Below are 23,711 nucleotides of genomic sequence, written 5' to 3' on the forward strand. Positions count from 1 at the left end.
CACACCTCTCTACGGCCCCCTGCGGGGACCTCTGCGGGGAACAAGGAGAGACATCGCGAGTGCTGTGGCATGGCTCACTCCAGCGCTCCGCGTCCAAGTTCAGGCCGATGCGCGCTACTTCGGGCACCGGTATCTATTTCGAGCATGCACGCCAAAAGGGCATTTGTGCAGTGACCCGTGCAACTTGGACGCCCTTGGAGTACGTGAGACGCCCCACACCGCCGCGCGGTGGAGGGGCACCGGCTCCGGCCGCCCCGTCAGGCGAGGTAGGCGTGTGTCTGGGTGGCCTTGACCGTGGCCCAGACGGTGGCGCCTGGGCGCAGGCCGAGTTCGGCGGCGGCGACCGTGGTCAGGGCGGCGGCCAGGGGGAGTTCGCCGGTGAGGTCGGTGCGGATCTGGTCGCCGTGGGTTTCCAGACCGGCCACCTCGCAGCGCCAGAGGTTGCGGGCGCTGGAGCCGGAGGGCCGCTCCCGGTGCAGGGTGACCGCGCTGGGCGGGAAGGCGACGAAGACCCGTCCGGTGAGGTCCTCGGTGGTGGTGACGGCGGGCCCGTCGTCGAGGTGGACGACGTGTCCTTCGGCCCGGCCCTGGTAGAGGTTGAGGCCGACCAGGTGGGCGATGTAGTCCGTGCGCGGGTGGCGGGCGATGTGGGCGGGCGTGCCCCGCTGGACGACCCTGCCGTACTCCACGACGACGAGGTGGTCGGCGAGGACCATGGCGTCCAGCGGGTCATGGGTGACGAGGACCGCGACGGCCTCGAAGTCGGCCAGATGGTGGCGGAGTTGGGATCGGACGTCGAGGCGGGTGCGGGCGTCGAGGGCGGCGAGGGGTTCGTCGAGCAGCAGCAGCCGCGGCCGGGTGGCCAGCGCGCGGGCGAGGGCGACGCGCTGCGCCTGACCGCCGGAGAGCCGGCGGGGCTTGGCGCCCGCGTGCTCGGCCAGACCCATCCGGTCCAGCCACCCGGCGGCCTGCGTCCGGGCGTCCGCCCTGCTCGCACCGTGGCAGCGCGGCCCGAAGGCCACGTTGTCCAGCGCGGACAGGTGCGGGAAGAGCAGGTAGTCCTGGAAGACGACACCGACCGGGCGCGACTCCGGCGGCGTACGGTCCAACTCCGCCCCGTCGAGCCGGAGATGACCGCCGCTCAGCGGGACGAGACCCGCGAGGGCACGCAGCGCGGTGGTCTTGCCGGCGCCGTTGGGGCCGAGCAGGGCGACCACGTCGCCGGGTGCCGCGGTCAGTGTCACGTCGAGGCGGAAGGCGCCACGCTCGACGACGAGCCGCGCGTCGAGCCCGCCGGCGGCGGCCTGCTCGGTGGCGGCGGTGGTGTCGCGCCCGGTGGTCTTCTCGGCGTCGGTCATGAGGCGGTCATCCAGCGGTCGCGCAGCCCGGCCAGGACCGCGATGGACACGGCGAGCAGCACCAGGCTGAGCGCGATGGCCGCCTGCGGGTCGCTCTGCAGGGCGAGGTAGACGGCCAGCGGCATGGTCTGGGTACGGCCGGGGAAGTTGCCGGCGAAGGTGATCGTGGCGCCGAACTCCCCGAGCGCCCGCGCCCAGGCCAGCACCGCACCGGCCGCGATGCCGGGCGCGATCAGCGGCAGGGTGACCCGGCGGAAGGCGGTGAACCGGGAGGCGCCGAGGGTCGTGGCGGCCTCCTCGAAGCGGGGGTCGGCGGCCCGCAGGGTCCCCTCGACGCTGATGACGAGGAACGGCATGGCCACGAACGCCTCGGCGAGGACGACACCGGCCGTGCTGAACGGCAGGGTGATCCCGAACCAGGAGTCGAGCCACTTCCCCACGACCCCGTTGCGGCCCAGCGCCATCAGCAGGGCGACACCGCCCACCACCGGCGGCAGCACCAGCGGCAGGGTCACCAGGGCCCGTACGAGGCCGCGCCCGGGGAACTCCACCCGGGCCAGCAGCCAGGCGAGCGGTACGCCGATCACCATGCTCACCACGGTCGCCGCCGTGGCACAGATCAGGGACAGTCTGAGGGCCTGCCACACCTCCGCGCTGGTGAGCAGGTCGGGCATGCTCGTCCAGGGTGCCCTGATCAGCAGCGCGACGAGCGGCACCAGCAGGAACGCCAGGCCGATCAGCGCGGGCACGAGCAGCGGCAGGGGAGCCCCGCCCCGGATCCGCGCGGGTGTCCCGACCCGGCGGCGCCGCGGCCCACCCGTGCGGGGGTCGGCCGCGGCGCCGGTCTTGTCGGGCAGGGTCACGGCTTGGTGAATCCGGCCTCGGTGAGGACCTTCTGGCCCTCGGCGGACCGCACCAGGGCGATGAACGCCTTGCCGGCCTCGTCGTTCCGCGCGTCCTTGAGGAGGGTGATCGGGTAGTCGTTGACGGCATCGGCCGACTCGGGGAAGTCCACGCCCTCCACCTTGTCGCCGGCCGCCTGCACATCCGTCTTGTAGACGACCGCGGCGTCGGCCTCCTTGAGCGCCACCTTGTTCAGCGCGGACTTCACGTCCTCCTCGTAGGAGACGGGCGTGAGCTTCAGCTTGCCGGCCTCCAGCGCCGTCTGCGCGGCGGCGCCGCACGGCACCGTCCTGTCGCACAGCACGACCTTCAGGCCGGAGTCGGTGAGGTCCTTCAGGGAGGCGATCTTGTCCGGGTTGCCGGGCAGGGTGGCGATCTCCAGCTGGTTGCGGACGAAGGTGGCCGGTGTGCCGGCCGCGGCCCCGGCGTCCGTGACGACCTTCATCGTCTTGGGACTCGCGGAGGCGAACACGTCCGCGGGCGCCCCGCTGGTGATGCCCGCGGCCAGCGAGTCGCTGCCGCCGAAGTTGAAGACCACCTTGGTGCCCGGGTGCTGCTTCTCGAACTCCTTGCCCAGCTCGGTGAAGCTCTCCGTCAGCGAGGCGGCGGCGAAGACGTTCACGGTCCCGGACAGCTTGTCCGAGGAGCCGGCCGACGCGGAGGAGCCGGACGCGTCGGCGGAGTCCGAGTCCGAGTCGGACGACGAACAGGCGCTCAGGGCCAGCAGAGCGGCGGCACCTGCTCCGGTCACCTGAAGCATCCGGCGGGTCCGGCGCGCGGAACGGGTCATCACGGGTCCAACTCCCTCAAGGTCCTCAACGGGCGCCGCCACGGCCGCCTCTCGGGGCCGATGGCTGCGCGTGCGCCGATGATACTGCCGCAGATGCCAGGTGAAAGTCTCCTGTTGCTTCGCATGAGCCGGATCCATCCATGCATGTCCTGGCATGTGCGTTCGTACGGCGAGGGCCCCGGGGGGCCCGCTCAGACCCGGTCGATGTGCACGTTCGTCGACTTCACCCGGGCGGTCGCCTCCATCCCCACCTCCAGTGCCAACTCCTCCACGGCCTCCCGCGTCAGCAGGGACACCAGCCGGTGCGGACCGGCCTGGATCTCCACCTGGGCCGCCACGTCCCCGAGCTTGACGGCGGTGACGATGCCGGGGAAGGCGTTGCGGACCGACGTGGTGGACGCGTCCTCCTCGCCGCTCCCGTTCTGGGCGAGTTCCACGGAGAAGGCGGCCAGGTCCTTGCCGTCGATGAGCCGCTTTCCGCCCTCGTCGCGGTGGGTCGCCACCCGGCCCGCGTCGGCCCACCGCCGCGCCGTGTCCGGACTCACGCCGAGTAGCCGTGCCGCCTGGCCGATTGTGTATGACTGCATGCGCGCCAAGATAGGTCAGAACCGGGCGGCGGGGCCGCGCGGGCGGAGCCGCCGGTCCGGTGTCCGCCCGTGACGAAGGGGGTCCGTTTGGCCGGAAGCGGGTAAAGTAATGGAAAAGCCGAGAGGGGGTCGTCATGGATCCGTGGCTGATCTGGTTGATCGTCTCGGCGGTCCTGATCGTGGCGGAGATCTTCACCCTGACCGCCGCACTGGGAATGCTGGGTGCGGCCGCGCTGATCACGGCCGGATCCGCCGCGCTGGGGCTTCCGCCGCCTTTCCAGTTCGTGGTGTTCACCGCTGTTTCCACGGTCACTCTTCTCTTCGTACGCCCCATCGCCCTGCGCCATGTCCGCCAGCCCCAGCCGACGCGGTTCGGCGTGGAGGCACTGGTCGGCCAGGCCGCCTACGTCGTCTCCGAGGTGACGGGCGCGGACGGCAGGGTCCGTATCGGCGGTGAGGAGTGGACGGCCCGTTCCTACGACGAGACGCTGGTGATTCCGCAAGGAGCGACCGTCGACGTCATGGAGATCAGCGGCACCACCGCATTCGTCTATCCCCGGGAGTGACCATGGAAGCCTCGGCGTTCCTCATCGCAGGTGTGATCGTCGCGATTCTCGCGGTATTCACCGTGGTGCGGGCGGTACGCATCGTGCCCCAGGCCCGCGCCCGCAATGTCGAACGACTCGGCCGGTACCACCGCACGCTGAAACCCGGTCTCAACCTCGTCATCCCCTACATCGACCGCGTCTATCCGGTGATCGACCTGCGGGAACAGGTCGTCTCCTTCAAACCGCAGCCGGTCATCACCGAGGACAACCTGGTCGTCGAGATCGACACCGTGCTCTATTTCCAGGTCACCGATCCGCGAGCGGCCTTCTACGAGATCGAGAACTTCCTCCAGGCGGTCGAGCAGCTCACCGTCACCACCTTGCGCAATGTCGTCGGGTCCATGGACCTGGAGAAGACCCTCACCTCGCGCGACACCATCAACAGCCAACTGCGCGGCGTGCTCGACGAGGCCACCGGCAAGTGGGGCCTGCGGGTGAACCGGGTGGAGATCAAGGCCATCGACCCCCCGCAGTCCATCAAGGACGCCATGCAGAAGCAGATGCGGGCCGAGCGGGACAAGCGGGCCGCGATCCTCGGCGCGGAGGGCCAGCGCCAGTCGCAGATCCTCACCGCCGAGGGCGACAAGCAGGCCGCCGTGCTGCGCGCGGAGGGCAACCGCACCGCCGAGATCCTCAAGGCCGAGGGACAGTCCCGGGCCATCGACGAGGTCTTCCAGGCCGTGCACCGCAACGACCCCGACCCGAAGCTCCTCGCCTACCAGTACCTCCAGGTGCTCCCTCAGCTCGCGCAGGGCGAGGGCAGTACCTTCTGGGTCATCCCCAGCGAGGTCACCTCCGCACTGCAGGGCGTCTCCCGGGCCTTCACCGAGGCGCTGCCCCAGTCGCCCGCCACCCGCGAGAGCCGCCCGTCGGACGAGGGCTCCGCCCAGGCCGCCAGCGACACGGCCGAGGCCGCGGAAGCCGCCGCCCAGGCACTCGCCGATGCGGCGCGGGCCAACACCGTGGCGCCCGAGGCGCTGCGTTCCCGCCCCCGGCCGGAGGAGCGGTGAGGGCACCGATCGCAAGGTGAGCCGGGGTTGCCGATCACTAGGTGATCGGCAACCCCGGCTCGGCGCGGTCCTCGGGGCTCAGCGTCCGCCCGGTCCGCCGCTGCCGAACGAACCGCTGCTGCCCTCGTCCCAGCGGGGCCGCTCCTGCCCGGAGGCGGTACGGCTGCCCTGGTGGCCGAGGTCGTGCGGCAGCGTCCGTTCGTCGGTCCTCGGCATCTCGTCGGGCTCCCGGCGCTCGCGCACCTCGTGGACGGGCCCCTCGTCGGGCATGTGCGGCTGCTCGTCGGGACGCGGCGGAGGGGACTCCCGGCGCTTTTGGCGGCTGCCGAACGCGAACGCGCCGATCAGCACGGCCACCACCACGACGGCCGCCACGACCAGCCCGATGCCGATCGCGCCGGAGCCCGCGGCCAGGTCCATCCATGCGTTGGTCATGCGGCGCGGGTACCCGCGGTCCATGCCGCCAACCGGCTCGGCCGGACCGGGCCGCGCGCGTCGGCGAACGGTTCGCCCCGCGGATCGCCGCGAGCAGATCCGCCTTCGACATCCGCGACCGGCCCTCGACGCCCAGGCGCCGCGCGACGCCGTACAGATGCTCCCTTCGAGGCCGCCTCGTCGACGCCTCCGCCGCTGCGCCCGCCCGGCTGCCGGGGCCGCGCCGACCGCGGGTCGGAAGGGCCCCTGCGGCCGCCCTCCTTGCGCTCCCAGTGGTCGCCGACGGGCCGGAGCCCTTGAAACACCGGGCCCGGCGGTTTGGCGGCGCCGGCAGCGGCAACCCGCGCGGTGTGACATCGACGACGACTTCCCAGCAGGAACTGTTCCGCTTCCTGGAGGACCGCTTCGCCTGTGCACAGGCGTGCACCGAGTGTGCCCGCGCCTGCGCGCTGCGAGCGAGCCTCATGGACCCGGACGGAACCGAGAACCAGGAACTCGTACGGCGCAGGGGCATCATGTGCGCGGAGGTCTGCGACGCGACCTGCCGGATGCTGTCCGAGCAGAACCAGGTGGACGAGACCGCGATCCGCGTCCAGTTGGAGTGGTGCCGGCAGGTGTGCCTGGAGAGCGCGCACGTCTTCGACGGGCACCCGGGTGCCGAGGACAGCGCGCGGGCGTGCCGCGACTGCGCCCGTGCCTGCGGAGAGTTCCTCGCCACCCTGCGCTGAGCGCTGGGATCCGGATGCGGGGGAGTTAGCGTGTCGGCATGGCGGCTACGCGGATGAGTGGCGATCCGGGGCTGTTCGGTCCCGACTCCGTGACCTGGCAGGCCCATGGCGATCCGATGATGTGGGTGGCCGGTGTCCGCGCTCTTTACCTCCAGGCCCTCCACCCGCGCGCCGTGCGCGGCGTGATGCAGAACAGCGACTTCCGGCGCGACGCCTGGGGCCGGCTGATGCGCACCGCGGGCTTCGTCGGCACCACCACCTACGGCACCACCGAGGCCGCCGAACGGGCCGGCGCCCGGGTCCGCAGGATCCACCGCATGCTCGGGGCGACCGACCCCGACACCGGGGAGCGGTACGGCATCGACGAACCGGCGCTGCTCCTGTGGGTGCACTGCGCCGAGATCGACTCCTACCTGCACGTCCTGCGCCGCTCCAGATTCCCGCTCACGGACGCCCACGCCGACCGCTATCTCGCCGAGCACCGGCACAGCGCCCGCCTGGTCGGCCTCGATCCCGACGCCGTACCCGCCGACCGGGCCGAGCTGGCCGCCTACTTCGCCCGGGTACGGCCCGAGCTGGCGGCCGGGGACGAGGCGCGCGAGGTGGACGACTTCCTGCTCCGCCCGCCCACGCACCCCCTGCTGGTCCCGGCCCGCGCGCTGCTGTGGCGGCGGGTCGCGCGGCTCGCGTACGACTCGCTGCCGCCCTACGCGCACCAGCTCTACGGCCGGCCCGCGCCCGCACCCGCCGCCGTCACCCGCCGGCTGCGGGCCACCGGCACCCTGCTGCGCGGGGTTCCCGCGCGTCTGCGCTGGCAGTTGCCGCCCAAGCACATCCTGCGCGCCATGGCACGGCTCGGGCCGGCCGCGCGCCCGGCGCCATACAAACTCGGAGCATAAGCCGCCATACTGGACCGGCCAGGGGAGGGCGGGCGGACAGAACCACGGGGGCGGGCACAGCCATGGGGGACAGCACGCTGATCCAGGGCCGGTACCGGCTGCTCGACCGGATCGGGCGCGGCGGCATGGGCGAGGTGTGGCGGGCCAAGGACGAGTCACTGGGCCGTCGCGTCGCCGTCAAGTGCCTCAAGCCGCTGGGCACTCAGCACGACCACTCCTTCACCCGCGTCCTGCGGGAGAGGTTCCGGCGCGAGGCCCGGGTGGCCGCCGCGCTCCAGCACCGCGGGGTGACCGTCGTACACGACTTCGGTGAGCACGACGGTGTGCTCTTCCTGGTCATGGAGCTGCTGGAGGGCCGCGACCTGAGCCGGCTCCTGGAGGACAACAGACACCATCCACTGCCGGTGCCCGATGTCCTCGACATCGCCGAACAGGTCGCCTCGGCCCTCGCCTACACCCATGAACAGGGCATCGTCCACCGCGATCTGAAGCCCGCGAACATCATGCGGCTCACCGACGGCACCGTGAAGATCTGCGACTTCGGCATCGCCCGGCTCGGCCACGACGTGGGGTTCACCGCCCGCCTGACCGGCACCGGCATCGCGATGGGCACCCCGCACTACATGTCCCCCGAGCAGATCGGCGGCGACGACGTGGACCGGCGCAGCGACCTGTACTCGCTGGGCTGCGTGCTCTACGAGATCGCCACCGGCGTCCCGCCGTTCGACCTCGACGACACCTGGGCGATCCTCGTCGGCCACCGCGACACCGAGCCCGAACCGCCCCGCGGACACCGAGCCGAACTGCCCGGATACCTGGACCGGATCATCCTCGACCTGCTGGCCAAACGGCCCGAGCAGCGCCCGGACGACGCCCGTGAACTGGGCCGCAGGATCACCGCCGGCCGCACGGCACCGGCGTACGGGCCGACCGTGCCGCACGTTCCCGAGCCGGCCGGGGTCCGGGCCGTGCTGCCGTCCTGGACCCGGGGCATGACCACCGGCCACAAGGCGACGGGCACCGGGCCGCGCTCCACGCCCCCGGATCCCGCGGCGGGGCTGTCCGGCGAGTGGACACCGCGGCCCGCCGAAGCCGAAGCCGACGCCGGGATCGCGGCACCGGCCGGCGCCGGGGCGGTCGCACCCGCCGGCACGGAGGTCGCCGAACCCGTCGGCACAGGGGTCGCCGAACCCGTGGGTACCGCAGGCACCGCGCCCGCCCCCGACGAGCCGCCCGACCCGGCGTCCGAGGCGGTCGCGGCGCTGGCCGGACGGCACCGGGCGGGCCTGAGCCTGGGGCGGCTCGGCCGCTGGGAGGAGGCGGGGGAGACGCACCGCGCGGTGGCCGACGCGCGCGAGCGCCTGCTCGGCCCCGACCACCCCGACACACTGGCCAGCCGCTACGAGGCCGCCTTCAGCCTCGGCCGCACCGGACACGCCGCGGACGCGCTGCGCGGCTACAAGCGCGTCGCCGAGGCCAGGATCCGGGCGCTGGGCGCCGACCACGCCGACACGCTCGCCGTCCGCCAGGAGATGGCCTACGCCCTGGGCCGGCTGGGCCGGCACGCCGACGCGCACCAGGTCTACACGGCGGTGCTGACCGCCCGCGAGCGCACCATGGGCGCCGACCACCCCGACACCCTGCGCTGCCGGCACAATCTGGCGTTCAACCTCGGCCGGCTCGGCCGCACCGAGGACGCCCACCGGATGGCCGCCGACGTGGCCGCCGCCCGCGCCCGCGTCCTCGGCCCCGACCATCCCGACACCCTCGTCACCCGCTACGAGGTGGCCTACGAACTGGGCCGGCTGGGCCGCTGGCAGGAAGCGCTGGTCACCTACCGGGAGGTCGCCGAGGCGCGCGGCAGGGCGATCGGCCCCGACCATCCCGACACCCTCGCGGCCCGCCACGAGATCGGCATCAGCCTGGGCCGCCTCGGCCGCAGCGCCGAGGCGCTGACGCTGTACGAGGAGCTGATCGACGACCGCGCCCGCGCCCAGGGCCCGGAACACCCCGAGACCCTCCGCGCCCGGCACGGCCTGGGCGTCAACCTCGGGCGGCTCGGCCGCTGGGAGGAGGCCCTGGCCGAGTCCCGCGAGGTGTGCGCGCTGCGCGCCCGCGTCCTCGGCCCCGAGCACCCGGACACCCTGCTCAGCCGGCGCGAGGTCGCCGTCGGCCTGGGCTGGCTGGGCCGCTGGTCCGCCGCCCTCACCGAGTACCACCTGGTCGCGGTCACCCGCGAACGCGTCCTGGGCCCCGACCATCCCGACACCCTCACCGCCCGCGACGACGAGGCCCACTGCCTGGAGCAACTCGGCCGCGCCACCGAGGCCGTGGAGCTGTACCGCAGGGTCGCGTCACGACGAAGAGCGGGCACCGGCCGATCCCCGGCGTGACCGGCGGGCGTCGTCGGTGGGCTGGCCGCCCGTGAGCGGGACGTGTTAGCAAGAGGGATGACGACCCCGCCCCGCACCTCCCGCACATACGACGCCGTCATCGTCGGCGGTGGCCACAACGGACTGGTCGCCGCCGCCTACCTGGCCCGCGCCGGCCGCTCCGTGCTGGTGCTGGAACGGCTGGACCACACGGGCGGAGCGGCCGTGTCCACGCGGCCGTTCGCCGGGGTCGACGCACGGTTGTCGCGGTACTCGTACCTGGTCAGCCTGCTGCCCAAGAAGATCGTGCGGGACCTCGGCCTGGACTTCCGGGTGCGCGGGCGCACCGTCTCCTCGTACACGCCCGTGGAGCGGGACGGGCGGCCCACGGGGCTTCTCGTCGGCGGGGGCGAGCGGCGCACCCGGGAGTCGTTCGCCCGGCTCACCGGCTCGGAGCGGGAGTACGCCGCCTGGCAGCGGTTCTACGCCATGACCGGCCACGTGGCCCAGCGTGTCTTCCCGACCCTCACCGAGCCGCTGCCCACCCGCGAGGAGCTGCGCCGCAGGGTCGACGACGAGGCGGCCTGGCGGGCCCTGTTCGAGGAACCGATCGGCGTCACCATCGAGGAGCACTTCGCCGACGACCTGGTGCGCGGCGTGGCGCTCACCGACGCGCTGATCGGCACCTTCGCCGACGCCCACGACCCCTCCCTCGGCCAGAACCGCTGCTTCCTCTACCACGTGATCGGCGGCGGCACCGGAGCCTGGGACGTACCGGTCGGCGGCATGGGCGCCCTCACCGACGCCCTGGCCGACGCGGCGCGCGCGGCGGGTGCCGTACTCGCGACCGGGCACGAGGCGGTGCGGATCGACACGGACGGGCGGACGGCCGAGGTCACCCACCGTTCCCCCGACGGCGAGGGCGTCGCCGCCGCACGGCACGTCCTGGTGAATGCCTCCCCGCGGGAGCTGGCCGCCCTGACCGGTACCCCGGCGCCACCGCCCGCCGAGGGCGCCCAGCTCAAGGTGAACATGCTGCTGAAGCGGCTGCCGGCGCTGCGCGACCCCGAGGCCGACCCGCGCGAGGCCTTCGCCGGCACCTTCCACATCGGGGAGGGATACGGGCAACTGGCCGCCGCGCACGCCCAGGCGGCCGCCGGTGAACTGCCCGTCGCGCCGCCCTCCGAGATCTACTGCCACTCGCTGACCGACCCCACGATCCTCGGCCCCGACCTCGCCGAGCGCGGCCTGCACACGCTCACGCTCTTCGGCCTGCACACCCCCGCCCGCCTCTTCGCCGGGGACAACGACGCCGTACGCGAGGAACTGCTGAAGTCGACCCTCGCCCAGCTCGACACCCACCTGGCCGAGCCCCTCGCGGACTGCCTGGCGACCGACGCCGAGGGGCGCCCCTGCATCGAGGCCCGGTCACCGCTCGACCTGGAACGCGACCTGCGCCTGCCCGGCGGCAACATCTTCCACCGCGAACTGTCCTGGCCCCACGCCCAGGAGGGCACCGGACACTGGGGCGTGGAGACCGGACAGGCGAACGTACTGCTGTGCGGGGCGGGCGCGGTACGCGGGGGCGGAGTCAGCGGCGTGCCGGGCCACAACGCGGCGATGGCGGTGCTGGCGGAAACGGAAGGCTGACCGCCGGGCACACCAGGGCTCGAGGTTCTCCGAATCCGCAGGCGACGTTCCACACGGGTCGAGCGGACGGTTGTGCTCGGCCGGGGAGCAGTCCCGAGGCGGACATATGGAGTCTGCAGATCCTTGAGAGGTCCTGACAGAGGCGCTGGACGGGCCGGTGGGTGACGGGGAAGGCCCGCCATGCCGTCGGACGTTCGCCTAGTCGGCCGACGCCGTCCACCCCGCCGTCTCGACGCGTGCCGCGTCCGCCGGGCGGGTGTCCTGGAACAGGACGGTGCCGGCCGCCTCGGCGCGCAGTCCGTCGACGTACGCCCCGCGGCCCACGTACAGCCGGTCGGTCGTGTACCGCCAGCGCAGGGTGAGCCCGCGGGCGGCCGGGAGGTCCGCCGTGAGCCGGTGCCAGACGCGTCCCGACCAGCCGGTGGCCGAGCCCGCCGGATGCTCCCGGGCCGCTTCGCCGGGGCGCCTGGTGGTGAACGGGACGGGTTCCCAGGCGGCGCCGCCGTCGGTCGCGGCCTCCAGGACGAGCAGGTCCGAGCCGGGTTCGGTGTCCCACCACAACGAGCAGCGCAGCCGCGCCCCGCCGCCGGACGTGTCCAGCGCGGGCAGGGTGAGCGTGGCCGTCGCGGAACTCGCCGTCCCGGAGAACCACGCGGTGCGCCCGTGCGCGGGACGGACCGGCACGGCCCGCGCCATGTGGGTGCCGGCCGCCACCCGGGGAGCCGATCCCGAGCGCCAGTCGCGCACCGGGTGGACGGAGTTGCCGAGGACGACGAGGAACGAGTCGGTCGTCGGGTCGAGCACCAGCGAGGTACCCGTGAAGCCGGTGTGCCCGGCCGTGCGCGGCGTGGCCATCGCGCCCATGTACCAGTGCTGGTACAGCTCGAAGCCGAGGCCGTGCTCGTGGCCCGGGAAGTCGGTGTTGAAGTCGGTGAACATCAGCTCCACCGACTCCGGCCGCAGGACGCGCGCCCGGCCGTAGGAACCGCCGTTGAGCAGCGTACGACCGAGCACCGCCAGGTCCCACGCGCAGGAGAAGACCCCCGCGTGACCGGCGACGCCGCCCAGACCGAAGGCGTTCTCGTCGTGCACCTCGCCCCACACCAGCCCCCGATCGAGCCCGGACCAGGGCGGGCGCGCGTCCTCGGTGGCCGCGATCCGCGGTCTCCAGGAGGCGGGCGGGTTGTAACGGGTGCGGTCGAGGCCGAGCGGTCCGGTGATCTCGTCGCGCAGCAGGACGTCCAGGGTGCGGCCCGTGACCTTCTCCAGCACCAGTTGGAGCGAGATCATGTTCAGGTCCGAGTACAGATACGCCGTGCCGGGCGCGGTGACCGGCGCCTCGTCGTAGACCAGTTGGATCCTCTCCGCGTAGGTCGGCGCGTCGTACAGCGGGATCCACGCCCGCAACCCCGAGGTGTGCGTGAGCAGGTGACGGACGGTCATGTCCTGCTTGCCCGCACGCCCGAAGCCCGGCAGGTACGAGGCGACCGGCGCCTCCAGCTCCAGCGCGCCGCGTTCCATCTGCTGCACGGCGAGGATCGAGGTGAACAGCTTGGAGACCGACGCGAGGTCGAACACCGTGTCCTCGGCCATCGGGATGCGCTGCCCGGCCGGGAACTCGACACCGGTGTCGGTGGCCTCGTCGTAGGCCCGGTAGCGCACCGCCATGCCGATCGGCTCGTGCAGCGCCACCGTGCCGCCCCGGCCGGCGAGCAGCACGGCGCCCGCGTACCACGGATGCTCGGGGGAGGGGCCGAGGAACGCCTCCGCGTCGGTGACGAGCCGCCGCAGATGGCCCGGGAGCAGTCCGGCGCGCTCGGCGGAGCCGTGCCGGAGGGTCGGGCGGTGGCCCCGGTCCGCGACGGCTGCGGCCGGCCCGGCCGCGAAGGGGGCGACGGCCAGCGCCCCGCCCAGGGCCAGGGCGCCCGCGCCGAGCCGGCGCCGTGTGAAGCCGTTCGTCGCCTGTCCGCCCATCGAAGAGCCTCCCGCCACCGAAGCTGAAAGTATCTTTCCCGGATCGCCGTGCGGAGTGAAACTTTCCTGTCAGCGGCCGGTCGTGTCAATGGGGCGTGCGGAGCCGGCGGACCGGTGCCCGCCTCGGCCCCGCGCACATGGCTTGACCCGCCCCGCCGACCGGCCGAGGATCAGGGCATGACGCCCGGACACGGCAGCACGGTCGACGGGGTGCTGCGGCGCAGCGCCCGGCGCACCCCGGCACGCGTCGCGGTGGAGTACCGCGACCGTTCCTGGACGTACGAGGAACTCGACTCGGCGGTCTCCCGCGCCGCGAGCGTCCTGCTGGAGCGGGGACTCTCCCCCGGGGACCGGGTCGCCGCCTACGGGCACAACTCCGACGCCTACCTGATCGCCTTCCTGGCCTGCGCCCGCGCGGGCCTGGTGCACGTCCCGGTCAACCAGAACCTGACCGGCGACGACCTCGCCCATATCGTCGGCCAGTCCGGCAGCGCACTGGTCCTCACCGACCCCAACCTCGCCGCCCGGCTCCCCGGCGCAGTCCGCACCCTGCCGCTGCGCGACGCCGACGACTCACTGCTCGCCCGGCTCGCCACGGCACCCGCCTACGACGGACCCGAGCCGAGTGCCGAGGACCTCGTGCAACTGCTGTACACCTCGGGCACCACCGCCCAGCCCAAGGGCGCGATGATGACCCACCGGGCGCTGGTGCACGAGTACCTCAGCGCCATCACCGCCCTTGACCTCGGCGCGGGCGACCGCCCCGTGCACGCGCTCCCCCTCTACCACTCGGCGCAGACGCACGTCTTCCTGCTGCCCTACCTCGCGGTCGGCGCGACCAACATCGTCCTGGACGCGCCGGACGGCGACCGGCTCTTCGACCTGATCGAGGCCGGCCGCGTGGACAGCCTGTTCGCGCCGCCCACGGTGTGGATCGGCCTCGCGAACCGTACCGACTTCGCCACCCGTGACCTCGGCGGTCTGCGCAAGGCCTACTACGGGGCGTCGATCATGCCGGTGCCCGTCCTGGAGCGGCTGCGCGCACGCCTGCCGGGCCTGGCCTTCTACAACTGCTTCGGACAGAGCGAGATCGGCCCCCTCGCCACCGTCCTCGGCCCCGACGAGCACGAGGGCCGCATGGACTCCTGCGGCCGGCCCGTCCTGTTCGTCGACGCGCGGGTCGTCGACGAGGACGGCAAGGACGTGCCCGACGGCACGCCCGGCGAAGTCGTCTACCGGTCCCCGCAGTTGTGCGAGGGCTACTGGGGCAGGCCCGAGGAGACCGGGGCCGCCTTCCGGGACGGCTGGTTCCACTCCGGCGACCTCGCCGTGCGGGATCCGGACGGCTACTTCACGATCGTGGACCGCGTGAAGGACGTCATCAACTCCGGAGGCGTCCTGGTCGCCTCCCGGCAGGTCGAGGACGCCCTCTACACCCACGAGGCCGTCGCCGAGGCCGCCGTCATCGGGCTGCCCGACGAGCGGTGGATCGAGGCCGTCACCGCGGTCGTCGTCCCGCGCGGCGAGGTCACGGAGGACGAACTGATCGCCCACGCCCGTGCGCATCTCACCGCGTTCAAGGCACCCAAGCGGGTGCGCTTCGTCGACGCGCTGCCGCGCAACGCCAGCGGCAAGATCCTCAAACGGAAGCTGCGGGACCGGTTCGCCGATTCCTAGCCGGACGGTCCGCGCCGGTCTGCCGAAAGGTACCCCTCGTGCGGCCTGTCGGCGGTCGGACCCGGTCGCTAGGCTGACCGCGGACGACGAAATCGGGAGGAGCACGGACGTGGCCGAGAGCACCACCCAACAGCGCCCGCTCACGGGCTGGCACAAGCCGGAGCTGGATCTCAGCAACGCGCAGTGGCAGTCCAGCAGCCGAGGCCTGGGGGATGTCCAGATCGCCTTTGTCGAGGGGTTCATCGCCATGCGCAACGGCGGCAGCCCGGAAAACCCTTCCCTGATCTTCACCCCCGCGGAATGGGGCGCGTTCGTGTCGGGAGCGCGGGAGGGGGAGTTCGACCTCACCTGAGACACCGCGGGGGCGGGTGCGCGGGACCGGCCGGGGTCACGTCCGGCCGATCCGGGGGTGTTCCACCGGTTTTTCCGGACACGCGACCGTGAGTGCCCCTCGGGGACCGAGGCCTGAGCCAGGCTGAGGCCAGGAGGGGGAAACAGTCGTAACTCCGGAGGTGAGGAACCCCATGAGCACCACCCTGCCGGTCGTCGCGGCGGTCGACGGTTCTGACGACAGCCTGCGCGCCCTGGACTGGGCCCTCGACGCCGCCCACAGGCGGGAGGCACCCCTGCGGGTGGTGCACGTGCGCCAGTACGCGGCCTGGGCGCCGCAGACCGAGGTCCTGGTCGCGGGCCCGCCGGACACCGGGGAGGACCCGGTGCTCGACCAGGCCCGCGCACATGTCGAGGAAGCGGCCCAGGCGGTGCCGACGGAGTTCGTCGGCATGGAGGGCGTGCCGGGCGCCGTGCTGCCGCAGTTGGGCGCCGACGCCCAACTGCTGGTGCTCGGCTCCCGGGGCCGCGGCGGCTTCGCCAGCCTGCTGCTCGGCTCCAACGGCCTCGCCGTCGCCCGCGACGCCGAGTGCCCCGTGGTCGTGGTGCCCCGCCCCGGACGCGAGGTGCACGACGAGACGGCGGCCGAACCCGCCGGCCCCCGGGTGGTGGTCGGCCTGCACGTGGACAGCCCCGACGACGCCACGCTCGCCTTCGCCTTCACCGAGGCCGACCTGCGCGGCGCCCGCCTCCAGGTGGTCGCCGCCTACCCGTGGCCGGTGCAGACCTGGGCCGCGGCGGGCCAGATCATGCCCCCGGTGATCGACGAGGTCTCCATCGAGGGCGAGATCCGCGTCCTGACCGACGGCTTCCTCGCCCCCCACCGCGAACGCCACCCCGGGGTCCGGGCCGAGCCCTACGTCGTGCCGGGCGACGCCGCCGGACACCTGGTCGGCGCCTCCCGGGACGCGGAACTCGTCGTCGTCGGCCGCCACCGCCGGCGCCTGCTGGCCCCCGCCCGCATGATCGGCTCCGTCACCCACGCCGTCCTGCTGCACGCGGCCGCGCCCATCGCGGTGGTACCGCCGGCTCCGCCGGAGGAGTGAGCCGCGCGGGACCGCACCGGCCCGTGGCGTCGCACGGGCCGGCACCCGCACGGCACCGGCGGCCGAAACCGGCGTGCCTGTCATCGGTGCCGTGCGCCGGACACGCCATGGGGCCCGCCACCACGAACGGCACAAGCGCACCGAACAGCCCGGACGGGTACCCGCCCGCACGCCGTTCACCGGGCCCGGCCACGTACCATGGCGGCATGTCGTTCCTCCGCCGCCGCAGCGCCACGCCCGCCGGGCCCGACTTCGACGTACTGGCCATGGACCCGGGCGACTGGCCCGGGAACCTGGGCGCCGGCCTGCTGCCCGCGCCCGACGGCAGCTGCCAGGGCGTCTTCCTGCGCTACGACCTGTTCGGCGGTCGCGGCCCGGCGATGATCATCGGCAATCTGCCGGACGGCTCCCCGGCCCGCGAGGTCTCCGAGGGCGAGATCCCGTTCGAGGTCGCCCAACTCCTGCTCGCCCTGGAGAACGACGAGGAGATCACGGTCGTCGGCGCCGAGGACGTACCGGTGATGCAGGGCGACAACCTGCTCGTCGTGCGCCGCCTCAAACTCTCCGAGAGCCGGATCTCCTGCGTCCAGTTCGACCGCAGCGACGGCGTCCTGGTGACCATCGCCGCCTGGGACCGCCCCATCACCGACGACCTGTACGCCCTGCTGAAGCCGCTCCCGGCGGAGCTTTTCCAGCAGGACTGACCAGGGACCCCGGCCGCTACCGCGAGGCCGTGAGCGTGACGTCGGCGGCGCGCACGTACCCGACCCGGTGGCCGTACTGGATCTCGTAGTACAGGTCCTTCCCGGTCACCACCCGCCGGGAGGAGCCGTCGAAGGTGACCGCGTAGAAGTACTCGCCGGGCACCTTCTCGCCCACCACGTACTTCTCTCCCTCGGACACCCGGTACGGAAGCGGCGACACGGCCTGCGCGGGCACGCCGGCCGGGTAGGCGCTCGCCTCCGGGTACGCGCGGCCGTACACGGGGACGCTCTCCAGGCCCTTGCGCGCGGTGATCACCCGGCCCGAGGCGGGCACCGCCACCGGGGCCCTGCGCGGGTTGTGGAACCAGGCCTTCTGCCCCAGGTACCAGATGGCCGTCCAGTCGCCCCACCGGCCGGCCACCGCGTACTGCTGACCGGTGGAGACCCGGGACGACAGGTCGTTGACCCCCGTCGTCGGGGTGGTGCCGAGGCCGATGTCCTTGATCAGCGGCGCGTTCACGTCGTGGTCGGAGTACAGCCGCACCTCACTGGAGCCGTGCGCCGCACAGGGTTCGCCCGCCGTCTCGCAGCCGGTGTACTCCGGGCGGTTGGCCGTGTAGTCGGGGCGGATCGTCACCAGACCGGCCTTCTTGCCGGCCGTCGCCTCGAAGGGGCGGCCGAGCAACTGGAAGTAGTGCCGCCAGTCCCAGTACGGCCCCGGGTCGGTGTGCATGCCCGGGACGGTCGCGGCGGTCGTGCCCGGGACGTTGTCGTGGCCGAGGATGTGCTGCCGGTCCAGCGGGATGCCGTACTTCTTGGCCAGATACGCCACCAGCCGCGCCGACGAGCGGTACATCGCCTCCGTGTACCAGGCGTCCGGCTCCGCCAGGAAGCCCTCGTGCTCCAGGCCGATCGAGTTGGCGTTGACGTACCAGTTGCCCGCGTGCCAGGCCACGTCCTTCGCCTTCACATGCTGGGCGATGTGGCCGTCGGTGGAACGCAGCGTGTAGTTCCAGGAGACGTAGGCCGGGTCCTGGACCATGTCGAGGACCCCGTCCCAGGCGCCCTCCGTGTCGTGCACGACGATGTACCGGATGCGCTGCGAGGCCGGCCGGTCGCCCAGGTCGTGGTTGCCGTAGTCACCGTCCCCGAACTCCTCGTACGGCGCCGGGATCCACTCGCAGGACACCGTCCTCGGGCACTCGGTGCCGGCGGCCGAGGCGGTACGCAGCCCCGCGCGCGCGAGCTGCGAGACGTTCGGGGCCACGCCGGGACGGGCGGCCAGGACGACCCGCTGTCCGTCGTCCGTGGTGCGCCGCTCGCCCGCGCGGATCACCTCGTACACGTCGTTCGCGTACGAGGCGGCCGTCGCGGAGTCCTCCGCGCCCGAGAAGCGGGCCACCGCCCCGTACCAGTCCGCCGGGTCCGCGCTGAGCGGCTCGCCCGCCTCCCGCTGGGCGGCGGCGAGCAGCGCCGCACCGCCGGACACGTTCGCCGCCGGGTCGCTGCGCAGCGCCTCGGGGCTGAGCCCGGTCAGTTCGGCGGCCTTCGGCAGGGTGGTCAGCCGGGCCGGCAGGTCGGTGGTCCGGGCCGGCGGCGCCGCTGCCGGACGCAGCGGGGCGCGGGCGTCGTCGCCGCGCGGATCCTCGGACCCCTCGCCGTGGTGCGAGGCGTCGGCCGGCGCCGTACGCGCGTCGGTGAGATGCAGCGGGCCGTAGCCGCCGGTGACGCTCGGCGCGCCGCCGTGCCCGTCCCAGCGGGACTGGAGATAGGAGACGCCGAGCAGGACGCTCTGCGGCACGTGGTACTCGGCCGCCGCGGCGGCGAACGCCCGCTGGAGCCGGTCCGGGGCGGGCGGTGCGTCGGAGGGCCGGGCGGCGGACGGCGCCGCGCCGAGCAGCGGGAGCAGCAGTGCCGCGGTGGCCAGGGCGGGCACGACGGGGGATCCTCGCAAAGCGGACTCCTGTGACGGTCGGGCGTGGTGGGACGGAACGGAACGTGCGGGCCGGGCGTGGGTCAGTGGTACCCGGCGGTCCGACGATCCGTCAATCATGCCGTCCTGGTGGCGATTTCCCACGTCAACAGGGGGTCGGGGGAGTTTCGTGGCGGCGGCCCACGGGCCTGCGCGGCGTCAGTGGCATACACCAATGGCCACCGCACGTATCCGGACACACAAAAACCGCGGTGCGCCCCGGGACAGGGGCACACCGCGGACCGTCGTCCTTCTTCCGTCAGCGCTTCCGTCAGCGCTTCCGTCAGCGCGTGCCGACCGCCGCCCGCACGGCTCGCCGGGCCATCTGGCAGTCGTCGTGCAGCCGGCGCAGCAGCAGCCGCTGCTCCTCACCGGTCGGCGTGGCACCCGGGTGGGCCGACGCCGACGGTGCCGCGGCCGTGTCGTGCAGCGAACGCTGCACGGCCGTCTCGTACGTACGGATCTCCTTGGTCAAAACGAGCATCAGGTTCACCAGGAACGAGTCGCGCGCCGCCGTCCCCGCCACCTGGGCGATCTGGCTGATCTGACGGCGCGCCACCGGGGCGTCGCCGAGCACCGCCCACAGGGTCGCCAGGTCGTAGCCCGGGAGATACCAGCCCGCGTGCTCCCAGTCCACCAGCACTGGACCGGCCGGCGACATGAGGACGTTGGACAGCAGTGCGTCACCGTGGCAGAACTGGCCCATGCCCTGGCGTCCGCCCGCGTGGGCGATGCCGTGCAGCAGCTTCTGGAGGTCGCCCAGGTCCCGGTCGGTGAGCAGCCCCAGCTCGTGGTACTGGGAGATCCGGGCGGCGTAGTCCAGCGGGGCGTCGAAGGCGCCGGCCGGGGGCCGCCAGGCGTTCAGCCGGCAGACCGCGCCGAGCGCCGCCCTGATGTCCGCCCGCGGTGGCGCCTCCAGGGGGTGCCGCTGGAGCGCCGCCACCCGTCCCGGCATCCGCTCGATCACCAGCGTGCAGTTGTCCGGATCCGCCGCGATCAGCCTCGGCACGCGCACCGGAGGGCGCTGCCGGACGAACGAGCGGTATGCCCCTATTTCGTGCCTGATCCGCTCCGCCCACACCGGGGAGTGGTCCAGTAAGCACTTGGCGACCGCCGTGCTGCGCCCGGTCGTGCCGACCAGGAGCACGGACCGCCCGCTGCGGCGCAGCACCTGCACCGGCGAGAACTCCGGACAGATCCGGTGCACGGCGGCGATCGCCGTGCGCAGTTGGGCGCCCTGGGGGCCGGACAGGTCGATTCTTCCGCTGAGCGGCTGCGTGCCGGGGCCCGCGCCGCGCCGCGCCCTGCCCGCCCCGAGCACCGGGGCCGCCGGACGCGCGGGGGCGAGATAGGGGCCGCCGCCCGCCGCCGGGCGGGGGTGCAGTGAGCGCTGCGGGGCGGACACGGAGGACGATGCTGCGTACATGGGCGAGACAGATCCCTTCGTGTGCCTGCTGTGCCTGCCTTGAGGACCGGCGCCCGTCCGCCGCTGCGGAAGGCGTGTCCTCGTGTGAACCGTCGCGCCGCCCGAACCGGCCGCCCGGGGCCACCCTGGGGAGTAACTCCGCGGCGACCGGGTCGGGGTGGCGCATTCCTACCTGACACCCGGCCGCCCGTGGCACACCATCTGGCGCACCCTGGCGAACGGTGGCGAATAGTCGCCCGGCAACCCGTCCGGGGCTACTGTCAACTCAGCCGAGAACCTGGGGGCTTGACGTGAGCGGTGAACCCAACACCCGTCTGTCGGACCTGTTCGGCCTGGCCGGCTGGTCCAAGGGCGAACTCGCGAGGCTGGTCAACCGGCAGGCGGCGGCCATGGGCCACCCCCAGCTGGCGACCGACACCTCGCGGGTGCGGCGGTGGATCGACATGGGAGAGATCCCGCGCGATCCGGTGCCGCGGGTGCTGGCGGTTCTGTTCACCGAGCGTCTCGGCCGTGTCGTGACCATCGAGGACCTCGGTCTGGTCCGGCACGGGCGTGCGGGGAAACGGCACAGCGGCGGGAACGAGAAACATCCCGACGGAGTGCCGTGGGCGCCCGAGCGGACGGCGGCGGTCCTCACCGAATTCACGGGAATGGACCTCATGCTCAACCGACGCGGCTTGGTGGGCGCGGGCGCCGCGCTCGCCGCGGGCTCCGCACTCAGCAGCGCCATGCACGACTGGTTGCACACCGATCCGGCCCTGGCTGCCGACGCTCCCGACCTCCTCCAACCCCTGCACGCCGACCCCGCCGGGTTCGACCGCTACGAGGCCGCCCCCATCGGGTCGCAGGAGGTGGACGAACTGGAAAGCTCGGTCGAGGTCTTCCGCGCCTGGGACGCCGCCCGCGGCGGCGGGCTCCAGCGCAAGGCCGTGGTGGGCCAGCTCAACGAGGTGGGCGGCATGCTCGCCTACCACCACCCGCCCCATCTCCAGCGGCGACTGTGGGGCGTCGCCGCCAACCTCGCCGTCCTCGCGGGCTGGATGTCGCACGACGTCGGCCTGGAACCCACCGCCCAGAAGTACTTCGTCATCGCCACCCACGCCGCACGCGAGGGCGGCGACCGGCCCCGGGCGGGGGAGGCGCTCTCCCGGGCGGCCCGCCAGATGGTGCACCTGGGCCGGCCCGACGAGGCGCTGGACCTGATGAAACTCGCCCAGTCCGGCTCCGGCGAGGAGGTGCTGCCGCGCACCAGGGCCATGCTCCACACCGTCGAGGCCTGGGCACAGGCCTCCATGGGCAAGGGCCAGGCGATGCGCCGCACCCTGGGACGGGCCGAGGACCTCTTCGTCTCCGACAAGGCGAACGGGCCGCAACCGGACTGGATGCAGTTGTTCAAGGAGGAGGACCTGTATGGCATGCAGGCCCTCGCCTACCGGACGCTCGCCGAGTTCGATCCGAAGGCCGCCGCACACGCGCAGCACTACGCGGACAAGGCCCTGGCACTCAGGATCGACGGCCGGCAGCGGTCGAAGATCTTCGACTATCTGTCCATGGCCTCCGCCTGCTTCATCGCCGACGACCCCGAGCAGGCGGACCGGTACGCGCGGCTGGCGCTGGTGTCGATGGGCTCCAACTCCTCCCAGCGGACCTGGGACCGGCTGCGCCAGATGTACCGGCTCACCGCCGAGTACGCCGGCTACCCGAGGATCCGGGAGCTGCGGGAGGAGATCAGGGCGGCGCTGCCCAAGAGCAGGTCCCCCAGGGCAAGGGGGAGGAGCGGTGACATCGCGCCGGCGTAGGGCGCGGCGCGTTCCTAGGGCGTCACCCGGGCCACCAGTACGCAGGCGTTCTCCCGCACCGGGTGGCCGGCGAGTTCCCGCGCCGCGATGTGTACGGCGTCCTGTGCCGAGCCCGCCCCGGTCAGGCGGGGGGCCAGGGAGAGGAGGTGCTCCACGGCCGTCGGCGCGAGTGCGCCGCCGTGCAGGAACAGCAGGTCGCCGGCTTCGAGGGTCGCCTCGGCCTGCCCGGAGAGCCCATGGCCCACCGCGCCGCGGAACAGCAGCGGGCCGGGGTGTCCGGCCCGCGCCCAGGTCAGGGCGCGGGTGCGGGGGCGGTAACCGCAGTACACGGCGCCCCGCACCGGGGGGAGGGCGGTCTCCTTGAGCAACTTGCCCAGCCGGTCCTGGAGTTGGCCGGGCCGGGTGCCCGCCAGCGCAAGACCGCGCAGGGCGCCGATCAGCGTCGCGGGGCCCTGCCCCGCGTCGTCGTCGGGTCCCGCGAGGTCGCCGACGCTGAGCAGGGTCTCCTCGTCGGCGAGCGGACACGCGTCGTACCAGCCGCCGTACGGGGGCGTGCGGGCCGTCGCGGCGGTCGGCGGCAGGTGCCCGGCGGCCAGATCCAGGCCCGGCCGCCCCCGGTGCGGGAACCGCAGGAGGCCGTGCCAGGGAGGTCGCACGGCTTCCCGCGGTTCGACCGCGGCCCGTTGCCCGGTGTCCGCCTCCGGCGGGGAGAACGGGAGCGAGTCACGGGTCTCGCTCACCACCCGCTGGCTGCGGCGCAGTTCGCTGACGTCCCGCAGTACCGCCCACATCGAGGCGGTGCTACCGTCGGCGTCGAGCACGGGCTCGCCCATCATGTGCACGGTGCGCACGGTGCCGTCCGGGCGTACGACGCGGAACTCCCCGTCGATCGGCCGGGCGTCGACGAGGCAGTCCGTGACCATCGCGGTGAGCTTCGGCCGGTCCTCGGTGAGGACCAGGGACGGCAGTTCGTCGAGGCTGAGCGGGACGGACAGGGGGTCGCGCCCGAGGATCCGGAACAGCTCCCCGGACCACTCGGCCTCGTCCGTCAGCAGATTCCACTCGGCGCTGCCGACCCGGCTGAGCAGCGAACCGGGCCGGTGCGCGGGCGCGGGACCGTCCCGGAGCTGCGCCAAGTGCTCGTCGATGTCGCTGAGTTGATGCAGGGCCAGGTCATACAGCGCGCGCTGCCAGCGTCCGTGGGGATCCTCCTCGTCACGCTGGCTCTCCCGCCGTACCGCGTCCACGTCGCCCCGCAGCTGCCGCGCCTGCGATATGAGGGACTCGACCGAGCCGCGTCCCGGCGGCTGGGCGGCCGGGTGGCCCGCGGGGAGGTGGGACGACATGACGCACTCCGATGTGCAGACGGTACGACCGAGAGGG

20 protein-coding genes and 1 pseudogene are annotated in these 23,711 nt (G+C 73.3%); 11 read left to right on the top strand and 10 right to left on the bottom strand.

Annotated elements, in window-relative coordinates; all coding sequences use genetic code 11:
- Window positions 1–257: 257 nt before the first annotated feature.
- From AC4IHM_RS30010 to AC4IHM_RS30025, 4 genes are all read right to left on the bottom strand, one after another.
- Complete coding sequence (locus tag AC4IHM_RS30010) at window positions 258–1,358, bottom strand: ABC transporter ATP-binding protein (RefSeq protein WP_490870098.1); 1,101 nt, start codon at window positions 1,356–1,358, stop codon at window positions 258–260.
- Window positions 1,355–2,221 carry a molybdate ABC transporter permease subunit gene (modB, locus tag AC4IHM_RS30015; protein WP_490870099.1) on the bottom strand — a complete coding sequence of 289 codons (867 nt, stop codon included), beginning with the start codon at window positions 2,219–2,221 and terminating at the stop codon, window positions 1,355–1,357. The genes AC4IHM_RS30010 and modB overlap by 4 nt, the downstream gene beginning before the upstream one ends.
- Window positions 2,218–3,051 (bottom strand): molybdate ABC transporter substrate-binding protein, encoded by an 834-nt coding sequence (gene modA / locus AC4IHM_RS30020; RefSeq protein ID WP_490870100.1) that lies wholly within the window; start codon window positions 3,049–3,051, stop codon window positions 2,218–2,220. The genes modB and modA overlap by 4 nt, the downstream gene beginning before the upstream one ends.
- A 191-nt stretch (window positions 3,052–3,242) precedes the next feature.
- On the bottom strand, window positions 3,243–3,638 hold the full coding sequence (locus AC4IHM_RS30025) for a TOBE domain-containing protein (RefSeq protein WP_490870101.1): 396 nt from the start codon (window positions 3,636–3,638) through the stop codon (window positions 3,243–3,245).
- Between the two features lie 134 nt (window positions 3,639–3,772).
- Between AC4IHM_RS30025 and AC4IHM_RS30030 the strand changes: the two genes are divergently transcribed.
- Window positions 3,773–4,204: an NfeD family protein gene (locus AC4IHM_RS30030; protein WP_490870102.1), complete on the top strand. Its 432-nt coding sequence runs from the start codon at window positions 3,773–3,775 to the stop codon at window positions 4,202–4,204.
- Between the two features lie 2 nt (window positions 4,205–4,206).
- Window positions 4,207–5,256 carry an SPFH domain-containing protein gene (locus tag AC4IHM_RS30035; protein WP_490870103.1) on the top strand — a complete coding sequence of 350 codons (1,050 nt, stop codon included), beginning with the start codon at window positions 4,207–4,209 and terminating at the stop codon, window positions 5,254–5,256.
- A gap of 78 nt (window positions 5,257–5,334) precedes the next feature.
- Here AC4IHM_RS30035 and AC4IHM_RS30040 read toward each other — a convergent pair whose 3' ends face one another.
- Together AC4IHM_RS30040 and AC4IHM_RS30045 are read right to left on the bottom strand one after the other, a co-directional pair.
- Window positions 5,335–5,691, bottom strand: a complete 357-nt coding sequence (locus tag AC4IHM_RS30040; RefSeq protein WP_490870104.1) for a DUF6479 family protein — start codon at window positions 5,689–5,691, stop codon at window positions 5,335–5,337.
- A 43-nt stretch (window positions 5,692–5,734) separates the two neighbouring features.
- Window positions 5,735–5,975: pseudogene (locus tag AC4IHM_RS30045) on the bottom strand (Rho termination factor N-terminal domain-containing protein); the annotation flags it as partial.
- Window positions 5,976–6,041: 66 nt separating this feature from the next.
- On the opposite strand from AC4IHM_RS30045, the gene AC4IHM_RS30050 reads away from it, so the two are divergent.
- The 4 genes from AC4IHM_RS30050 (at window position 6,042) to AC4IHM_RS30065 (ending at window position 11,340) form a co-directional block, all read left to right on the top strand.
- The gene (locus AC4IHM_RS30050) at window positions 6,042–6,419 is read left to right on the top strand and encodes a four-helix bundle copper-binding protein (protein ID WP_490870105.1); all 378 of its coding nucleotides are present in this window, start codon (window positions 6,042–6,044) and stop codon (window positions 6,417–6,419) included.
- Window positions 6,420–6,457: 38 nt separating this feature from the next.
- Window positions 6,458–7,318, top strand: a complete 861-nt coding sequence (locus AC4IHM_RS30055; RefSeq protein WP_490870106.1) for an oxygenase MpaB family protein — start codon at window positions 6,458–6,460, stop codon at window positions 7,316–7,318.
- A 62-nt stretch (window positions 7,319–7,380) separates the two neighbouring features.
- The gene (locus AC4IHM_RS30060; RefSeq protein WP_490870107.1) at window positions 7,381–9,711 is read left to right on the top strand and encodes a serine/threonine-protein kinase; all 2,331 of its coding nucleotides are present in this window, start codon (window positions 7,381–7,383) and stop codon (window positions 9,709–9,711) included.
- Between the two features lie 57 nt (window positions 9,712–9,768).
- The gene (locus AC4IHM_RS30065; RefSeq protein ID WP_490870108.1) at window positions 9,769–11,340 is read left to right on the top strand and encodes a phytoene desaturase family protein; all 1,572 of its coding nucleotides are present in this window, start codon (window positions 9,769–9,771) and stop codon (window positions 11,338–11,340) included.
- Between the two features lie 198 nt (window positions 11,341–11,538).
- Here AC4IHM_RS30065 and AC4IHM_RS30070 read toward each other — a convergent pair whose 3' ends face one another.
- Window positions 11,539–13,314, bottom strand: a complete 1,776-nt coding sequence (locus AC4IHM_RS30070; protein WP_490870109.1) for a serine hydrolase domain-containing protein — start codon at window positions 13,312–13,314, stop codon at window positions 11,539–11,541.
- A gap of 177 nt (window positions 13,315–13,491) precedes the next feature.
- On the opposite strand from AC4IHM_RS30070, the gene AC4IHM_RS30075 reads away from it, so the two are divergent.
- The 4 genes from AC4IHM_RS30075 (at window position 13,492) to AC4IHM_RS30090 (ending at window position 17,131) form a co-directional block, all read left to right on the top strand.
- Window positions 13,492–14,991 (top strand): acyl-CoA synthetase, encoded by a 1,500-nt coding sequence (locus AC4IHM_RS30075; RefSeq protein ID WP_490870110.1) that lies wholly within the window; start codon window positions 13,492–13,494, stop codon window positions 14,989–14,991.
- Window positions 14,992–15,100: 109 nt separating this feature from the next.
- Window positions 15,101–15,343 (top strand): DUF397 domain-containing protein, encoded by a 243-nt coding sequence (locus tag AC4IHM_RS30080; RefSeq protein ID WP_490870111.1) that lies wholly within the window; start codon window positions 15,101–15,103, stop codon window positions 15,341–15,343.
- A gap of 172 nt (window positions 15,344–15,515) precedes the next feature.
- On the top strand, window positions 15,516–16,427 hold the full coding sequence (locus tag AC4IHM_RS30085) for a universal stress protein (RefSeq protein WP_490870112.1): 912 nt from the start codon (window positions 15,516–15,518) through the stop codon (window positions 16,425–16,427).
- 206 nt (window positions 16,428–16,633) lie between these two features.
- Complete coding sequence (locus tag AC4IHM_RS30090) at window positions 16,634–17,131, top strand: hypothetical protein (protein WP_490870113.1); 498 nt, start codon at window positions 16,634–16,636, stop codon at window positions 17,129–17,131.
- Between the two features lie 16 nt (window positions 17,132–17,147).
- Here AC4IHM_RS30090 and AC4IHM_RS30095 read toward each other — a convergent pair whose 3' ends face one another.
- Window positions 17,148–19,067 carry an N-acetylmuramoyl-L-alanine amidase gene (locus AC4IHM_RS30095; protein ID WP_490870114.1) on the bottom strand — a complete coding sequence of 640 codons (1,920 nt, stop codon included), beginning with the start codon at window positions 19,065–19,067 and terminating at the stop codon, window positions 17,148–17,150.
- Between the two features lie 319 nt (window positions 19,068–19,386).
- On the bottom strand, window positions 19,387–20,529 hold the full coding sequence (locus AC4IHM_RS30100; protein ID WP_490870115.1) for an aminoglycoside phosphotransferase family protein: 1,143 nt from the start codon (window positions 20,527–20,529) through the stop codon (window positions 19,387–19,389).
- 290 nt (window positions 20,530–20,819) lie between these two features.
- Here AC4IHM_RS30100 and AC4IHM_RS30105 point away from each other — a divergent pair, with 290 nt between their 5' ends.
- Window positions 20,820–22,328 (top strand): DNA-binding protein NsdB, encoded by a 1,509-nt coding sequence (locus AC4IHM_RS30105; protein WP_490870116.1) that lies wholly within the window; start codon window positions 20,820–20,822, stop codon window positions 22,326–22,328.
- A gap of 14 nt (window positions 22,329–22,342) precedes the next feature.
- On the opposite strand, the gene AC4IHM_RS30110 is transcribed toward AC4IHM_RS30105, so the two are convergent.
- Complete coding sequence (locus AC4IHM_RS30110) at window positions 22,343–23,674, bottom strand: SpoIIE family protein phosphatase (RefSeq protein ID WP_490870117.1); 1,332 nt, start codon at window positions 23,672–23,674, stop codon at window positions 22,343–22,345.
- Window positions 23,675–23,711 lie beyond the last annotated feature (37 nt).

The organism is Streptomyces sp. SL06, from assembly GCF_058244745.1.

Bases quoted from the DNA above. Each gene is read 5' to 3' on its own strand.
- AC4IHM_RS30010 (WP_490870098.1), bottom strand. From the start codon at position 1,358: ATGACCGACGCCGAGAAGACCACCGGGCGCGACACCACCGCCGCCACC.
- modA (WP_490870100.1), bottom strand. From the start codon at position 3,051: ATGACCCGTTCCGCGCGCCGGACCCGCCGGATGCTTCAGGTGACCGGA.
- AC4IHM_RS30025 (WP_490870101.1), bottom strand. From the start codon at position 3,638: ATGCAGTCATACACAATCGGCCAGGCGGCACGGCTACTCGGCGTGAGT.
- AC4IHM_RS30030 (WP_490870102.1), top strand. From the start codon at position 3,773: ATGGATCCGTGGCTGATCTGGTTGATCGTCTCGGCGGTCCTGATCGTG.
- AC4IHM_RS30035 (WP_490870103.1), top strand. From the start codon at position 4,207: ATGGAAGCCTCGGCGTTCCTCATCGCAGGTGTGATCGTCGCGATTCTC.
- AC4IHM_RS30040 (WP_490870104.1), bottom strand. From the start codon at position 5,691: ATGACCAACGCATGGATGGACCTGGCCGCGGGCTCCGGCGCGATCGGC.
- AC4IHM_RS30055 (WP_490870106.1), top strand. From the start codon at position 6,458: ATGGCGGCTACGCGGATGAGTGGCGATCCGGGGCTGTTCGGTCCCGAC.
- AC4IHM_RS30060 (WP_490870107.1), top strand. From the start codon at position 7,381: ATGGGGGACAGCACGCTGATCCAGGGCCGGTACCGGCTGCTCGACCGG.
- AC4IHM_RS30065 (WP_490870108.1), top strand. From the start codon at position 9,769: ATGACGACCCCGCCCCGCACCTCCCGCACATACGACGCCGTCATCGTC.
- AC4IHM_RS30070 (WP_490870109.1), bottom strand. From the start codon at position 13,314: ATGGGCGGACAGGCGACGAACGGCTTCACACGGCGCCGGCTCGGCGCG.
- AC4IHM_RS30075 (WP_490870110.1), top strand. From the start codon at position 13,492: ATGACGCCCGGACACGGCAGCACGGTCGACGGGGTGCTGCGGCGCAGC.
- AC4IHM_RS30085 (WP_490870112.1), top strand. From the start codon at position 15,516: ATGAGCACCACCCTGCCGGTCGTCGCGGCGGTCGACGGTTCTGACGAC.
- AC4IHM_RS30090 (WP_490870113.1), top strand. From the start codon at position 16,634: ATGTCGTTCCTCCGCCGCCGCAGCGCCACGCCCGCCGGGCCCGACTTC.
- AC4IHM_RS30100 (WP_490870115.1), bottom strand. From the start codon at position 20,529: ATGTACGCAGCATCGTCCTCCGTGTCCGCCCCGCAGCGCTCACTGCAC.
- AC4IHM_RS30110 (WP_490870117.1), bottom strand. From the start codon at position 23,674: ATGTCGTCCCACCTCCCCGCGGGCCACCCGGCCGCCCAGCCGCCGGGA.